Origin of the sequence: Pontitalea aquivivens, from assembly GCF_046507575.1 — a bacterium.
GTDB lineage: Bacteria > Pseudomonadota > Alphaproteobacteria > Rhodobacterales > Rhodobacteraceae > Pontitalea > Pontitalea aquivivens.
Map to the genome: position 1 here is coordinate 1 of NZ_JBKFEY010000012.1, position 15,854 is coordinate 15,854.

Genomic DNA, 15,854 nt, shown 5'->3' on the forward strand with positions numbered 1-15,854 from the left:
GAAGCCCCGCAGCGATTCCCGAAAAACCACCGCAAAGGCCGGGGAATCGGCCCCTGCCCGCCTGTGCGAATGGGTTTGGCGATGCAGGACAGCCCCCAGGTGCCCCGGTCTGCCCCGGGATTCCGCGCCCCAAATCTGTTGACGCGTTGATCCGATCGATCATCATCGGATCAGGGAGGACTTCATCATGTGTCAGATCTTTTCGGGTCAGGACCCGACCCGCTACGAATCGGTTACCCGCCGACTGCGCCTGAACGGCCAGTCGACAAGCATCCGTCTGGAACGGGCATTCTGGTTGATTCTCGACCAGATGGCCACCAGTGAAGGCACAACCACACCCGCCTTTCTGTCGCGGTTGCATTCCGAAGTGCTGGAGCAACATGGCGAGGCGACGAACTTCACATCCCTGCTGCGCTGTGCCTGCACCATCCATCTGGGCGAACTGGACAAGGTGCCACAGGTCGGGCGGCGCCCGCCGGTCCGGCCCGAGACCCGGGTCGCGGCGGAATAGCCCGAAAATGTGAATGTAGTATCGGGTTACTACCCCCTGCCGAAATTGGTCCGTTAGCCTTACCAAAACCCCGGATTTGAAGGGTTACGGCGAAGTCTGACCATCGAGCTACCGCGCGTCGGGGAGGCGCGTGGCGGGCACCCGCCCGAAACGGACCAAACCAAGGGAGGAAAATCATGAAAAGATCAGCGATTATTGCCGGACTGTTCCTGTCCACCGCGCTCGGCACAGCCGCAAGCGCGCAGGACAATATGGAGAAACTGTCCAACATGCAGCGCACCGACGCCACTTTTACGGTAATCGACCAGACCGGCCCGACCGCCGAGGCGCTGGCGGCGATCGTGCCCCACATCAAGGTCCCCGATGGATTCGAGGCCAGCCTGTATGCAATCGTTCCCGATGCGCGTTCGATGGCGGTGGCGCCGCAGGGCACGGTTGTCTTCGTCGGCACCCGCAAGGACAAGGTCTGGTCTGTCGTCGACCGCGACCGCAACCGCGTGGCCGATCAGGTCATGGATTTCGCGCCCTCGGTCACCTTTGACATTCCCAACGGGCCCTGCTTCTCGAAGGACGGGTTCCTGTATATCGCCGAACGCAACCGCGTCCTGGTGTTCCCCGCGGCCGAATTCTTTTTTGAAGGGCCGGATCCGGCGGTGGGCACGGTCGTTGCCAAGGGCGAGCTGATCCCGGCAGACGAAGAAAGCTTCAACCACACGGCCCGGATCTGCCGCGTGGGGCCCGATGGCAAACTTTATATCTCGCTGGGTCAGCCGCATAACATTCAGCCCGCCGACAAGGTGGAACTTTATGACAAGATCGGCATCGGCGGGATCGTCCGCATGAACACCGACGGATCGGGGCGTGAGGTCTATACCCGCGGCATCCGCAACTCGGTCGGGCACGATTTCAACCCGGCCAATGGTGATCTGTGGTTCACCGACAATCAGGTTGACGGCATGGGTGACGACATCCCCCCGGGCGAGCTGAACCGCCAGACCGCCGCCGGCCAGCACTTTGGCTTCCCCTGGACGAATTCGCGCATCGAGATCCCCGATTTCAAGGGCGTTCCCCGCCCCGAAGGCGTTGAATTCGTCGAACCGCAGGTGGAAATGCAGGCGCATGCCGCCGATCTTGGCATGAGCTTCTACAAGGGCAATTCCTTCCCCGAAGAATATCGCGGTGGCATCTTCTCGGCCCAGCACGGGTCGTGGAACCGCACCGTGCCGGTGGGCGCGCAGGTGATGTTCACCCGCCTGGATGAGGAAGGCAACGCCGCGGGCACCGAGGTCTTTGCCTCGGGCTGGCTGAATAAAGAGACCGGCGAATACCGCGGTCGGCCAATGGATATTGCCTTCCTGCCCGATGGCTCGATGCTGGTATCCGATGATTTCGCCGGCGCGATCTGGCGCATCGCCTATGTGGGAACACCTGCGCAATGAGATTGATTGCGGTTCTGGCTCTCGGCGGGGTTATCCTCGCCGGGGGCGTCCCTGCCGATGCGGCAGGCACATCGGATGCGGAAAAACCGGCATCTTTGTCGGACCCGGTTGTGGAAGCCACGGGCGACCGGGCAGCGGGCCGGATTCTGGCCGGCCAATGCCGCACCTGTCATGGCCTGGATGGCATGGCGCAGATCCCCATCGCCCCCCATATCGGTGGCGAGCCGGTGGACTATATCATCCATCAGCTGACAGCCTTCCGTGATGGCACGCGCGAACATGAGATGATGTCGATCGTCGCGCGGTCGCTGAGCGATCAGCAGATCCGTGATCTGGCGGCCTGGTATTCGGGGCATTCCGTCACCGTCGCCCCCCCCGCCGACCCCGCCGCGGCGCCAGAGGCCTGTCTGGCCTGCCACGGCACCGACGGACTTGCCCAGATCCCCGATGCACCCAATCTGGCAGGCGAGACAAACATCTACATCGACACCCAGCTGAAAGCCTTTCGCAGCGGCAAGCGTGTGCATGACATCATGACACCGATCGCCCAAGGCATGACCGACACCGACATCCGTGCCGTTGCGGATTGGTATTCCGCCATCAAGATCAGGATCGATCTGGCCGAGTAGAGCCCGGCGAATGGCGGGTGTGACAGATGATGCGGGGCAGGCCCTCCATGCCGGGCCTGTCGCTCGACATTCGCCCCGATAACCTGACGCGCGGGGTGATCCATCTGGTTGCGGCGCGCTTTGCCGGCCATTTCGGCAATCTGGAACCGTTCGGCTGGGCGGTGACGCGCGCCCGGGCAGGACCCCGCCGGCCCGGGCGTAACAGCAAAGGCATCAGGCCGTTGTCACAGCCCCGCCAGAATGCGGTCGGCACGCTGGACAAGATCACCCTCGCCCGGGCCAATCGCCATTTCGCCGATGCGCTGATGCCAGTCGGCCACTGCCGCGGTCACGGCACCTGAAAAGCCCAGATCCTGCAGCGTCGCGACCACCTCGCGCATCTCGGCGGCGCGACGAAGGCCGTGGCTCATCATGCGTTCAAGGTTGTAGGCGCTCTGCCGGGGCCAGTCGATTTCCGGGTTCGACCCCATCAGCGAGGCCAGAACCTGTGCCTCAACCCCGGCGCGGCGGGCGGCAAGAAAACATTCCGCATGCAGTGCTTCGATACCCTTGACCATCACCGAGCGCAGCATCTTGACGCTGGACGCATCGCCCACCCCCATACCAGCAACCTGCACCGCCATGCCCAGCGCCGCCAGCTGCGCCGCCGCCGTGTCGGCATGCGGCCCCGACAACAGCATCGGCGTGCGATGCAGGCGCGGATGCACAGGCGCCATGATGGCCGTATCCACATAGCGCCCGCCTGCGCGTTCAATGACCCCGGAAGCCGCGCGCTTGGTCTCGGGCGCGCAGGAATTGCCGTCAAACCACAGCGCGCCGGGTGCAAGATGGGGCGCACATTCATCGGCCGCGGCCCGCGCCTGATCGGCGGTCACAAGGCAGAATACATGGCTTGCGCCCGCAAGCGCCTGTTCCCGGCCGCCGCAAACCGTAACGCCCCGACCGGCACCGGCTTTGACCAGCGGATCATGCGCCCCGGCATACAGCGATTTCAGGTCAAACGCCGAAATCGCCCCCACACCTTGCCCGTGCCACCCCTGGGCGAAGGCTTGCCCCGCCTCTCCAAATCCGATCAGCGCGATCTTCGGGCCCATTCCTGTCTGCATGATGCCACCTCCCTGCCTGTGACGGCAGGATCGCGCAAAGGTCCGCTGCGCCCAAGGCCCTATAGCCCGATCTTATGACCCCCGCCGGCTTTCTGAACCGAAGGACATCGTCCGCTTCATGCCCGAAGGTTCCCGCCATGCCGCAACATCCTGCGACCGGAATCTCCGGCTTGTCCCCGCCGCGCGAAACACCGCATGCCAGTCCGCCCCGGCACGGGGCACCATCGCCCGTTCCGTGCAGTGCAGCATCAGGCGCAGCGATGCGGGCAGGTGCGTGGGTGACAGACGATCAAGGTGGCCGGCCAGCCATTCCTGTGGCAACTGCACGTCAACCTGCAAGCCAAGCTTGTCGCATTCGTCGCGGGTCGGCGGGACATCCACCTGACCGTCGCGCAGATGCGCAAGGTCATAGCCAGTCATGAACCGGTTCAGGCCGGATAGACCCGCGCGATCAGGGATTCAAGCCCGGCGGCATCGACAGGCTCTGACCAGTGGTCGGTTCCATCGGCCAGGATCAATCGCAGCCCGCGCACATGCGCCGAGGTCTTGCCATAAATGCAGGTTCCCTGTCCGCAGGCAAGGTCGGGTCGGCGAGGCGCGGGGTCATGACAGCGTGGCGCAAATACGGGCAAGGCGGGCCATTGCCTCGGTCAGTTCGGCCTCTGAGGTCGCGTAGGAAATGCGGAAGCACGGCGAAGCACCGAACGCCGCCCCCGGAACCATGGCGACATGCCCGGCCTCCAGAACCCAGGCGCAAAAGTCACGGTCGGTCTGCAGCACCCTGCCCTCTGGCGTTGTCCGCCCAAGCAGGCCACCACATTCAGCAAAGACATAGAACGCCCCCTCGGGGCTGCGACAGCTGATGCCCGGGATCGCGTTCAGCGCCTCTACCACCAGATCGCGGCGTCGGCGGAAACTGTCGCGCCGCTCGGCCAGAAAGTCCTGCGGGCCGTTCAGCGCCGCCACCGCCGCCGCCTGGCTGATCGACGACGGACAAGAGGTTGACTGGCTTTGCACCACCCCCATCGCCCGGATCAGCGCCTCGGGGCCGCCACCATAGCCGATCCGCCAGCCGGTCATCGCATAAGCCTTGGAGACGCCGTTCACGGTCAGCGTGCGCCCCTTGAGCCGGGGCTCCAGCTGGGCGGGCGTGACAAAGCGGAAATGGTCGTAGACGATATGTTCATACATGTCATCCACCAGCAGCCAGACCTGCGGATGGCGCAACAGCACCTCGATCAGCGGTCTATAGTCGGCCTCGGAATAGGCCGCGCCGGTCGGGTTGGAGGGCGAGTTGAACAGCACCCAGCGCGTTCTGGGCGTGATCGCCGCCTCCAACTGGGCGGCAGTGATCCGAAAGCCGGTCGCGGGGCCACAAACCACCGGCACCGGAACGCCTCCGGCGATGCGGACGATATCGGGATACGACGTCCAGCAGGGCATCGGGATGATGACCTCGTCACCATCGTTCAGCGAGGCCATCATCGCATTGTACAGGATCTGCTTGGCACCTGTCCCCACGGTGATTTCCTCAAGGGCATAGTCCAGCCGGTTCTCGCGCAGGAATTTGTCGCGGATCGCCGCCTTCAGCGCGGGCGTGCCGTCAAGCGCGGTATATTTCGTCTCACCGCGGTCGATGGCGTCTTTCGCGGCCTCCCGGATCGGCGCTGGCGTATCGAAATCCGGTTCTCCGGCGCCAAGGATAATGACCGGCAGGCCCTGCCGCTTCATCGCATTTGCGCGGCCGGTGATCGCCAGGATCTCGGACACCTCAAGCGCGGCAATACGCTGCGCCGGGGTAAAGGCGGGCATGTCGGTCATTCCGGTCTCTCCCTGTACTCAGTCGATGTCAAACACCACGCCCTGTGCCAGGGGCAGCGCGCGGGAATAGTTGATCGTGTTGGTCGCGCGCCGCATGTAGGCCCGCCAGGCATCCGATCCGCTTTCGCGCCCGCCGCCTGTCTCTTTCTCACCCCCGAAGGCACCACCAATTTCCGCCCCGGACGTCCCGAGGTTCACGTTGGCGATGCCGCAATCAGACCCCGCCGCCGACAGGAACATTTCCATCTCACGCAGATCGGTGGTGAAGATCGAGGATGACAGCCCCGCCCCGACGGCGTTGTGCAGGTCGATTACGGTATCGAAGTCGCGGTAGGTCATCACATACAGGATCGGAGCGAAGGTCTCTTCGAGGACCGGACCGACCTGGGTGGGCATCTCGACCAGCGCGGGCCGGACATAGACCGCCGCTGCGGGTGCGACATCGTGCACCCGCTCGCCACCCGTCACGATTCCGCCAAGGCCACGGGCTTCCTCCAGCGCACGCTGCATCGCATCGTAGGCCGCTTCGTCAATCAACGGCCCGACCAGGGCCTGCGTGGTCAACGGGTTGCCGACGGTCACGCTTGACCAGGCCTTCTTCAGCCGCGGCAAGAACGCCTTGGCCACACTGTCATGCACGAACAGCCGCCGCATCGTGGTGCATCGCTGTCCCGCCGTGCCCATCGCACCGAAGGCAATCGCGCGCAGCGTCATGTCAAGATCAGCTGACGGGCAGACGATCCCGGCGTTGTTGCCGCCAAGTTCCAGAATCGTGCGGCCGAACCGGGCCGCGACCTTCGGCCCGACAATCCGCCCCATCCGCGTCGAACCCGTTGCCGAGATCAGCGCCACCTTCGGGCTTTCGACCAGCACCGCGCCGATGTCGCCTGCCCCGATCAGCAGTTGCGCCAGCGTTTCTGGCGCATCCCCAAAGCGGGCAAGCGCGCGGGTGAAAATGGCCTGCGTCGCCAGCGCGGTCAGCGGCGTCTTTTCCGAGGGCTTCCAGATCACGGCATTGCCGCAAATCAGCGCAAGCGCCGCGTTCCAGGCCCAGACCGCAACCGGGAAATTGAACGCCGTGATGACACCGACCACACCCAGCGGGTGCCAGGTTTCCATCATCCGGTGACCGGGGCGCTCGGTGGCAATGGTCAAGCCATACAACTGGCGCGACAGGCCGACGGCAAAGTCGCAGATGTCGATCATCTCCTGCACCTCGCCCAGACCTTCCGAGGGGATCTTGCCCGCCTCGATCGACACAAGCCGGCCCAGATCGGCCTTGGCGGCGCGCAGCTCCTCGCCCAGCAGGCGCACCAGTTCACCGCGGCGCGGGGCGGGAACCAGGCGCCAGACCTTGAAAGCCTGCTCTGCGGCATGGATGGCGGCTTGGGCATCGGCGGGGGTTGCCATCGGCAGGCGGCCGGTTTCCTCGCCGGTGACCGGGGTGCGCGCGATCAGGCTGCCCCCGGTACGGGCGACGGCGGGCACGCCAAGCCGCTCCAGGATGGCGGCAGCTTCGGCGGCGATGGTTTGGGAAGCGGTCATTGTCATTTCCTTTCAGGCAAGGGCATCAAGACAGGCGCGCCGCGAAGCGGCCTCGATCCCGGCGTAATGGTCGAATTCGTTCAGGACGACGGCACCAAGATCGGCCTCGAACCGGCGCTGGTTGGGGCTGGCAGCAAAGTCCTGCTGCGCGTCATCGCCAAGATTGGACTGGAATATCCCAGCGGCCGACACCGGCAGGAAATCCTCGTAAACAATCGGATCGGCCTGGATCAGACCTTTGTCCAAGGCGTCTTGTGCCGTGACCGGGCCGCGCCAGGCCTTGCCTGCCTCGGTCAGCGACCAGGAAAAATAACCAAGACCTTCGTGACGGATCGTGTCCCAGTCATCGGGAAAGGCGGCAAAGGTCGTCCGCAGGGCCGCAAGATAGTCTGCGGTGTTCGACCCATCGGCGGCAGGGCGGACAAGGTTCCGGGCTTCCGTCAGCAATCTGTCATAGAGTGCACGCCCCTTCGGGGTAAGCGCGATGCCGCGCTGCTCGATTTCACCGAACCGGGCAGTGTGCTGGCCGGGGACCCAGGTCTCGCCGTCACGGAACGCGACCGGCTCTTCAAGGGCCTTGAACGAGGTCTGGCGCAAAAGGATCGGGCAGCGCCGGGCGGGCGGCCCCTCGATCACGGCCTTGGGCACGATGCCATGCGCGGGCATTCGGTCCTGCACCATGTCAATGTCCAGCGTGCGCGGGGTCAGATGGTTGATATGCGGCCCACGGAAACAAACGACATCGGCAATCAGGCGGTGCGCGTCGTGCAGGCGGTGGTAAAGATCCGCGGACACACTGGCGCGATCATGCCAGCGGAACGTCTCCAGCACCTCGGCGACGAAGCGATCTGCGCCGGCGTCATCAAGGCCGCCCTCGACCTCTGCCTGCTCGACCAGGGCGATAGCGGCCGGCGTAAAGATCTGACGGGTTTCCAGCACGGCCTTGGCCTGGGCGCGAAGATCCACATCGGCAATCAGATCAAGGCGCAACAAGGAGGTGAAAACCCGGAACGGATTGCGACGGAGGCTTGCAGCCTCGACCGGGCGGAATGCGGTCGAATGAACCGGCACATTGGCCTCGGACAAGTCATAATAGCCGACGGGGAACATGCCCATCACACCAAAGACCCGCCGCATCATCGCCAGTTCGGCAGCTGTGCCAAGGCGGATCGCGCCGTGACGCTCATCCGAAATGCGGGCCAGTTCGTCGGTTGCGACCAGCCGCGCGCGCAGGTGCGGATCGGCGGCGAGGGTTTGCGCATTCACGCTGGCGACAAGATCCATCAGCGTACCATAGGCCGGCACTTCGTCACGATACATAGCGGACATTGCCGCCGAGAACCGGGCGCGGATGGTATCGGCAGAGACTTTAGAATGTGGCATGGCGTTTGGAATTTCCAAGAAGTTCATTTTCAAAACGCACCATATCGCTTGTTAAAGACCTAGTGTTGTGACAATTTCAAAGGGGTTTATGCGCTACGGGAATGAACATGCGTCGCAGCCTTTTGCCTGACCTGTCCATGCTGGCGACATTCGAGGCCGCCGCCCGCCACGGCAACTTCTCGCGCGCGGCCGAGGAAATGAGCCTGACACAAAGCGCCGTCAGCCGTCAGATCAAGGATCTGGAGGCCCGAACCGGCCAACGCCTGTTCGAGCGGATCCGGCAGCGTGTCGTGCTGTCCGAGGCTGGCGCCAGGGCCCTGCCCGAGGTGCGCCGCCTTCTGACAGAGGCGGAAAGCCTGATGCTTGACACGCTGGCCGCAGGCCCGGTGACCCAGCAACTGCGGATCGGCACCCTTCCGACCTTTGGGGTGCGCTGGCTGGTGCCACGGCTGGTCGACTTCATGGCCCTGAACCCGGCGATCGCGCTGACCATAGAATCGCGCGACAGACCCTTCAGCTTTGACGAGGATCCGTTGGACCTGACGATCCACTATGGCAAACCGGTCTGGCCGGGCGCGGTGGCGGATTTCCTGTGTACCGAGGTTGTCGTGCCGGTCGCCAGCCGCGCCATGGCCACCCGGATCGAGCCAACGCCCGAAGGACTGGCAGAGGCCCCGCTGTTGCACCTGCTCAGCCGCCCCCGCCTTTGGATGCAATGGTTCGACCTGTATGGGAACGGCGCTCCAATTTATCGGGGCCAGCGTTTCGACCAATTTTCCATGCTGATCGCCGCGGCGATTTCCGGCCTCGGAGTAGGGCTGCTGCCGACCTATCTTGTCGAACGCGAGCTGGCTTCGGGAGATCTGGTGCAGTTGCTTGATGCGCCAATGGAAACCGACAATGCCTATTATGTCGTGATGCCCGAGGACCGGCAGAACCATCAGGCCAGCAAGCTGTTCCGGGATTGGATTCTGGGCCAGATCGGCACCGCCAACCAGACACGAACGCCAGAGACAAAGCCACAGGCGGGAAAAACGTCAGCACGCTAGATCCCTCGGTCCGGCGGTCGAAGACGTCCCGGCAGGCAGGCAGGCCCTAATCAGTTTGCCACAGACTGATCAGCCAACATCCCGTCGCTTTCGGCGAATTGCACATCAATCAAACAGGGGCCGTCCAACGACAAGGCCCGGGTGAGGGCATCATGAAGACCCTCCAGGGTTGTAACGGCTGTCGCATTCACGCCGAAGGACTCCGCCACCTTCACCCAGTCCACGCCCGGCCTGTCCAGGGAAAGCATGTCAAACGCCGTTTGACCGGGCGTCGCGCCGACCTTGGTATATTCCCCTTGCAAGATCGCGTACTTGCGATTGTTCAGCAAGAGCGTCGTACAGGGCAGGTTCTCTCGTGCCTGGGTCCAGAGAGCCTGCAAGGTATACGCTGCAGATCCGTCCGCCTGAATGGAAACGACGCGACGATGACCTTGCCCAACGTCAGCGGCCCCAATCGCGGCGCCGGTCGCCATTGGCAAACCACCACCGATAGCGCCGCCGACCATGCTCAGCCAGTCACACGGGTTCACGTTAGCCAGACGCGCGGGAAAACCACTGCCCAAAGTGATTGCCTCGTCACAAACAATAGCATCCCGGGGCAACAGCGCACAAACCACCTCGGCAAAACCATCAGCATCAATCGGCCCCCTATGATCGATTGCCGGGATGTCTTGCACAACCTCGGGAGGCGCACAGGGCGTACCTCCCAGCGCCACCAAAACACCTGCCAGCGCGGCCAGGGCATCCTGATCAGGGCGTGACAATTCAATGATTTCGGCATCAGCCCGCGACAGCAGACTCGGCCGTCCAGGGTAAAGAAAAAACGCGGTCGGTGGCGGGCAGTTGACAAGGATCACATGATCATACGGTTCCAGGCTGTCGAGGGCATCTTCGACACCATACGGAACCCTTGGGAGTGGAAGGCGACCACGCCCAACCGGCAAGACGGATACGAGCGAACTCAACATCAGATCCACGCCCAGTTCCTGCAAGCCGGCAAGCAACATGTGTGCATCCGGCCCCACGGCGGGCGTCCCAAGCAGCAACAGGCTGCGCCCAGGCCCACGCAATGCGGAAACCGCACGCTCGATTTGAAACGGGGTCACCGGTTCAGGCCGCTCGATCAACCCCAGGGAACCAGGTGACGCGCCCAGCCCCCATGATACATCGGCAGGCAACACGAGCGTTGCGATCTTTCCATATGACTGCCTGGCCACCTGAACGGCTCTTGCAGCATATTCTCCAAGATCTTCGGGGGATGCAGGAAGGCCGCACCAATGACTGCATGTCTTTGCAAGCGCCACCACATCCGATGTCAACGGACTGTCATAAGGAACATGCGCCAAGGCATGATCCCCCACGATATTCACAATCCCTGCGCCCGCGCGGCGCGCATTGTGCAGATTGGCCAGACCATTCGAAAGCCCCGGACCACAATGCAACAGGGTTGCCGCCGGCCGCCGCGCGACCCGGAAATAGCCGTCTGCCATTCCGGTCACCACGTTTTCCTGCAGCCCAAGAACGCATCTGATCCCAGGAGAGCGGTCAAGCGCCGCAACAAAGTGCATTTCGCTGGTCCCGGGATTGGCGAAGCAAGTTGAAACTGCCCCATGGATCAGGGTTTCAACCAATGCTTCGGCACCAGAGAACGTCCGTTCGGTCACTGCGACCTCCTTTTCGGATGCGGCATCGATATTGTAGCCAGCCCCGGACCCGGTCAGTAAGGATGTGTTGCCGCGACAGCTGGTCGTGTGGCATAGGCATCGAACCAGGACGCCACACCCGGGCAAGTCTGACGCCAGCACAGCTCAGGGATGCGGTTGTCAATAAACGACAGCGCACAAAAAACCGAAATCGGGCCAATATCATGGCGCCCATCAAAATGGCCGGTTCGCGCTTCGATCCAGGCGAGGCTGTCTTCGATCTTGCCGCGCCACGCCGCCTGCCACTCGTCCCATTGCCGATTGGCCGGACGAAGTCCGATGTCATAACGCAATTGCAAGGCTGCATCGCACATACCGTCGCCAAGGGCCTGATCGCGCAGGTTACGCCAGCGTTGCGGCCCCTTGCCGATCAGATCGCCCCCGGCAAATGCATCCAGAAATTCGCAAATCACGGGGCTGTCGAACAGAATCTCGCCATCGTCGCTTACCAACGTCGGAATCTGGCCCGAAGGGTTCATCGCGCGGAACCCGGTGTCACGCAGCATAAGATTGCCGTTTCCGTGGATTAGCTCGATCCGGCCGGTCAGGCCCAGTTCCCCGGCAAGAATGGTTACCTTGCGCGCAAAGGGGGACAGACGGGAATGATACAGTTTCATGTGCTCTGCTCTGGTTCAGACGGTATCTGCGTGCGGCAAACGGAATTTGTCGTGCCCCTTGAGGAACTCTCGCGTCCGTTCCTGCTGAGGCGAGATCAAGACCTGCTGCGGCGTGCCCTGTTCGTGGATCATACCCTGATGCAGGAAGACGATGCGGTCCGCGACATGATAGGCGAACCCAAGTTCGTGCGTCACGATAACCATCGTGACCCGATCACGGCTGAGTTGGCGCATGACCTCAAGCACTTCGCCAACAAGTTCGGGATCGAGCGCCGATGTCGCCTCATCAAACAACATGACCTGCGGGTCCATCGCAAGCGCACGGGCGATTGCCACGCGCTGCTGCTGACCACCGGACAAGCGGGCGGGATATTCATCGGCCTTTTCGGCGATACCCACCCGGGCCAGTTCGGCAAGCGCCCGTTTGCGGGCCTCGGCAGAGGAAAGGCCCTTCACCTTGATCGGGGCAAGCATGATGTTTTCCGCCACCGTCATATGCGGGAACAGGTTGAACTGCTGGAACACCATACCGACCTGCGCCCGGATCGCGGTCAGCTTCGCCTCGCTGTATCTTGGTTGTCCACTGCCACCATCCTGGCCGACCTGCCGACCATTCAGCCAGATCCGCCCGGTCGTCGGCACTTCGAGGAAATTCAGACACCGCAGCAGTGTACTCTTGCCCGAACCACTGGAACCCAGAAGCACTACAGTTTCCCCCGCCTTCACGGAGAGATCAATTGATTTGAGAACCTTCAGGTCGCCGAAGCATTTGCTGAGGCTTTCAACACGGAGAACTTCCGTCATGGGAGCTTACCTCGCTTTGTTCAGCCGATCCTCGAGGGTCTTCGCAAGGACGCTGAAAGGTATGAGAACGATGATGAAGATCAGGGCGACGATCGAATAGGTTTCGATCGGGCGATATTCGGTGTCAGAAACCAGCTTGGCGTAATACAGCAGGTCACCATAAGCCACGGTCGAAGCAATGGTGGTCAGTTTTGCCACCTCAATTGCCCGGTTGGTAAAGGCGGGCACCATGCGCCGCACAGCCTGCGGGATCACGATGTAAATAAGCTGTTGCCGCTTGCTGAGGCCCAGCGCCTTACCCGCTTCATACTGTCCGACGACGATGGACTGCAGACCGCTACGATAGATGTCGCTGCAGTAGGCGATATTATACAGTGCAAAGGCGCTGATCGCGACGAAGAAGGGACTATTTTGAATGCCCAGCAAAATCGGCGCGAAGGCCTGGAAGAAGAAGAGTTGGATCAGAAGCGGCGTGTTGCGGATCAGGCCGACATAGGCGGCTGCGGGAAGACGCAGCCATGACGCCTTCGCCCCCCGGGCCAACCCCAGCAGCAAGCCCATCAAAAGCCCTGCGACCATCGTGGTTCCGGTCAGAAGCAGCGTGTTGAGCAAACCGCGCAAGAACAACGTATGATAGTTCAGAAGGATCTGGATATCGAAATATTGGCTCATCGCGTCGTTCCTCGCTCAACGGTCCGACACGGCCAGTCGCCGTTCGACATGATGGGTCAGTGCTGAGGCACCCGAGAACAAGATGAAGTAAATCACAGCCACAACCGCGAATGTCTCCATTGGCCGATAGGACTCCGCGGCGATGCGTGTTGCCTGATATGTGAGGTCCTGAAAGGTGATGACCGCGGCAAGTGAGGTGGCCTTCACAAGGTCGATCGAGGTCAGCAGAAACACAGGAAGCATTCTCCGCACCGCCTGCGGCAAGATGATCGAACGCATCGTCTGGGCACGGCTAAGACCAAGCGCCTTACCTGCCTCGGACTGGCCGGCAGGAACAGAGACGATGCCGCCGCGAAACAACTCTCCGAAATAGCCCGAACTCTGGATACCAAGCGCCAAGGTCGCGGCAAGATAGGGGCTGACCGCCGTGCCAAGCAGCGCAGGAAGTGCGAAATAGAACCAGAAGATCACAACCATCAACGCCGTCGAACGCAGCACATAGACCAGGCCGGTTCCGATCCGCGCCAGAACGCCAAATCCAGACAGGCGCATCAAGGCAAGCACAAGGCCCAGCGGGATGGCGATCGCAAGGGCGCTGGCCGACAACTGAAGCGTGCCGACAAGGCCCTCGGCCAAGAGCGCCTTGTTCCGCATGACAGGCTCGAAATTCCATTCGTACATGTGCAATCCTGGTCTGGTTGGCTGATCCGGCCCGTGTTCCGGGCCGGATCCGTATCATCATTGGATGAATTCTACGGAGACATCTTCAGGTTTGATCCCGCTGGCCGCCAGTTCTTGCTGATAGATGGCCTGCGTCGTGCCAACATCGGTCATGTATGCGAAGGTCGTTTCCAGGAAATGCCGCCAGCGCTGATCCTGCTGCGGAGGAATGGCCGCCACGATCGGAAGATAGATCGCAGGATCCTTGAGCAGCGCGACTTGCCCCTTGTTCATCTTGGCCTTTGCCGTGTCCGAAGCAGACGGCGTGGCGATGGTGCCATCGATCTGGCCAGTCTGGAAGGCCGCCAGCACCTCCGACGTTGACGGGAACCGTTGAATGGACGCGTTGGGTGCAAACTTCTGCAGCATCGAATCGAAGTTGGTTCCATTGACCACGCCCAACTTCACATCAGGCCTGTCAAGGTCGGCCCAGTTGCCGACCGACAGGTCTTCGCGCCCGAAGAAGACCACACCATATTTGTAGACTGGTGTATGAATGAATTCGATCGCGGCGGCGCGCTGCGGCGTTCCATCAAGGCCCAGGAAGAGGTCGACCTGACCCGTCTGAATGGCGGCAACGGCACCGGCCCAGGACAGCTCGACGATCTCGATCTCGGCGCCAAGCGACTTGGCCACTTCCTGGCCCAGCATCACGGCCACACCACGCCAAGTGTCGCTGCCCTGCTTGACGCCGCCGCCCGAGGTGCCAAGCGCGTCTTTGTAGGAAAACGGTGCATAAGGCGCAACGCCCAGGCGAACCACCTTTGATTCGTTTATCCGGTCCCAGCTCGAATCCTGGGCATGGGCAGCAGGGGCCGTTGTCGCGAATGCGAGCGCCGTCGCAAGGACGGGGGCCAGTAAACGACGAAGTATCTTACTCATCAGCAGTCTCCGTGTTGGTCGTTCGGAGCCGTAGCCCCGCATCGGTTATCGTATCTAATGTTGCTTATTGTGCAACATGATGCTTACAGTGCACCAATCAAGCAGTTCCTGTCAAGCCACTCGACGCATCCAGAACCGTTGATCAAACGACTTTTAAGACTGCGGGAATGGCGCGGAAAACACGCGCGCCACGGCCTTTGACCATTTCACGCGCGCCCGGGCCGCGCTTCCATGCGCGCTTTGAAATCCAGGAGCGCCCGCTTCACACACGCCTCGTCCTGAGCGGTCTCGGGCGACGAGAACATGGCGATTCCGACCGCTATATCCAGACGCGGATCTCCGGTCAGGCAGACAGCATAAGACGTCACACCTTTCGCCAGCTCATCGCGCGACACCGCAAAACCTTCGCGACGAACAGCGTCGGACTTCTCCAGAAAACCCAGCGCCTCGGGACGATCGGCCATTAACTGCAGGAACTCTTCCTCGGTTTTCCGCGCCAGAAGCACCTTACCCAGCGAGCTGATATGCGCCGGCAGCCGCGCGCCGATGTCGAACGACAGATTGACCGCATTATCCCGGTGCCGGTGGCTGTAAGCGATCACCAGATCGGGACCATCCAGCATACCGATACAGGCGGTGTGCTTCGCGGCCTCGACAAGATCGCCCAGCGATGCGCGCACCCAATCAAAATAGTCAAAGCTTTGCTGTGCAAAAGCACCAAGCTGCAAAGCCAGGACGCCCAGTTGATACTTGGCGCTACGGCTGTCTTGCAGCAACAATCCCTGCTCTCGCAGCGATGCCATCAGGCGTGAGGCGGTGCTGCGGTTCAATCCCAGATGCCGCGCGACTTCCGAGACGGAGACTTCCCCATCCGACCGCATCAACAGCTTCAGCACTTCGACGACGTTTTCTGCGACTTTCACAAGATCTTCCCAACTTTCAATGCCGGCCATGCGGCGCGGCGGATGCAACA

Annotated in this window: 16 protein-coding genes; 4 read left to right on the forward strand and 12 right to left on the reverse strand. The window is 62.1% G+C overall.

All coding sequences use genetic code 11. The features are described 5' to 3' along the window. Nucleotides 1–187: 187 nt before the first annotated feature. The 3 genes from ACK8OU_RS12860 (at nt 188) to ACK8OU_RS12870 (ending at nt 2,579) form a co-directional block, all read left to right on the forward strand. Nucleotides 188–511, forward strand: a complete 324-nt coding sequence (locus tag ACK8OU_RS12860) for a ribbon-helix-helix domain-containing protein (RefSeq protein WP_410303819.1) — start codon at nt 188–190, stop codon at nt 509–511. A 176-nt stretch (nt 512–687) separates the two neighbouring features. Continuing rightward, a complete protein-coding gene (locus ACK8OU_RS12865) occupies nt 688–1,950 on the forward strand; it encodes a PQQ-dependent sugar dehydrogenase (RefSeq protein WP_410303820.1) in 1,263 nt (420 codons plus the stop codon). Next, on the forward strand, nt 1,947–2,579 hold the full coding sequence (locus ACK8OU_RS12870; protein WP_410303821.1) for a c-type cytochrome: 633 nt from the start codon (nt 1,947–1,949) through the stop codon (nt 2,577–2,579). Before ACK8OU_RS12865 ends, ACK8OU_RS12870 begins: the two co-directional genes overlap by 4 nt. 224 nt (nt 2,580–2,803) lie before the next feature. On the opposite strand, the gene ACK8OU_RS12875 is transcribed toward ACK8OU_RS12870, so the two are convergent. The 5 genes from ACK8OU_RS12875 to hglS form a co-directional block, all read right to left on the reverse strand. Beyond that, the gene (locus ACK8OU_RS12875) at nt 2,804–3,685 is read right to left on the reverse strand and encodes an NAD(P)-dependent oxidoreductase (RefSeq protein ID WP_410303822.1); all 882 of its coding nucleotides are present in this window, start codon (nt 3,683–3,685) and stop codon (nt 2,804–2,806) included. A 72-nt stretch (nt 3,686–3,757) separates the two neighbouring features. Next, a complete protein-coding gene (locus ACK8OU_RS12880; protein WP_410303823.1) occupies nt 3,758–4,105 on the reverse strand; it encodes a hypothetical protein in 348 nt (115 codons plus the stop codon). Nucleotides 4,106–4,288: 183 nt separating this feature from the next. Continuing rightward, nucleotides 4,289–5,497, reverse strand: a complete 1,209-nt coding sequence (locus tag ACK8OU_RS12885; RefSeq protein WP_410303908.1) for a pyridoxal phosphate-dependent aminotransferase — start codon at nt 5,495–5,497, stop codon at nt 4,289–4,291. 27 nt (nt 5,498–5,524) lie between these two features. Beyond that, entirely contained in the window at nt 5,525–7,051 is a 1,527-nt protein-coding gene (gene amaB / locus ACK8OU_RS12890) for an L-piperidine-6-carboxylate dehydrogenase (protein WP_410303824.1), read from the reverse strand. Between the two features lie 12 nt (nt 7,052–7,063). Then, the gene (gene hglS / locus ACK8OU_RS12895) at nt 7,064–8,434 is read right to left on the reverse strand and encodes a 2-oxoadipate dioxygenase/decarboxylase HglS (RefSeq protein WP_410303825.1); all 1,371 of its coding nucleotides are present in this window, start codon (nt 8,432–8,434) and stop codon (nt 7,064–7,066) included. Nucleotides 8,435–8,541: 107 nt separating this feature from the next. Here hglS and ACK8OU_RS12900 point away from each other — a divergent pair, with 107 nt between their 5' ends. Continuing rightward, complete coding sequence (locus ACK8OU_RS12900; RefSeq protein WP_410303826.1) at nt 8,542–9,483, forward strand: LysR substrate-binding domain-containing protein; 942 nt, start codon at nt 8,542–8,544, stop codon at nt 9,481–9,483. Between the two features lie 50 nt (nt 9,484–9,533). Here ACK8OU_RS12900 and ACK8OU_RS12905 read toward each other — a convergent pair whose 3' ends face one another. The 7 genes from ACK8OU_RS12905 to ACK8OU_RS12935 all read right to left on the reverse strand — a co-directional run bounded on the left by ACK8OU_RS12905 (nt 9,534) and on the right by ACK8OU_RS12935 (nt 15,834). Continuing rightward, nucleotides 9,534–11,147: an acetolactate synthase large subunit gene (locus ACK8OU_RS12905; RefSeq protein WP_410303827.1), complete on the reverse strand. Its 1,614-nt coding sequence runs from the start codon at nt 11,145–11,147 to the stop codon at nt 9,534–9,536. A gap of 53 nt (nt 11,148–11,200) precedes the next feature. Next, nucleotides 11,201–11,803, reverse strand: coding sequence for a glutathione S-transferase family protein (locus tag ACK8OU_RS12910; protein ID WP_410303828.1), 603 nt, complete (start codon nt 11,801–11,803; stop codon nt 11,201–11,203). 15 nt (nt 11,804–11,818) lie between these two features. After that, nucleotides 11,819–12,607, reverse strand: coding sequence for an amino acid ABC transporter ATP-binding protein (locus tag ACK8OU_RS12915; RefSeq protein WP_410303829.1), 789 nt, complete (start codon nt 12,605–12,607; stop codon nt 11,819–11,821). 6 nt (nt 12,608–12,613) lie between these two features. After that, nucleotides 12,614–13,279 carry an amino acid ABC transporter permease gene (locus tag ACK8OU_RS12920; protein WP_410303830.1) on the reverse strand — a complete coding sequence of 222 codons (666 nt, stop codon included), beginning with the start codon at nt 13,277–13,279 and terminating at the stop codon, nt 12,614–12,616. Nucleotides 13,280–13,294: 15 nt separating this feature from the next. Beyond that, the gene (locus ACK8OU_RS12925; RefSeq protein WP_410303831.1) at nt 13,295–13,960 is read right to left on the reverse strand and encodes an amino acid ABC transporter permease; all 666 of its coding nucleotides are present in this window, start codon (nt 13,958–13,960) and stop codon (nt 13,295–13,297) included. Nucleotides 13,961–14,017: 57 nt separating this feature from the next. Then, complete coding sequence (locus ACK8OU_RS12930) at nt 14,018–14,881, reverse strand: transporter substrate-binding domain-containing protein (protein ID WP_410303832.1); 864 nt, start codon at nt 14,879–14,881, stop codon at nt 14,018–14,020. A gap of 206 nt (nt 14,882–15,087) precedes the next feature. Beyond that, nucleotides 15,088–15,834, reverse strand: coding sequence for an IclR family transcriptional regulator (locus ACK8OU_RS12935; protein WP_410303833.1), 747 nt, complete (start codon nt 15,832–15,834; stop codon nt 15,088–15,090). Nucleotides 15,835–15,854 lie beyond the last annotated feature (20 nt).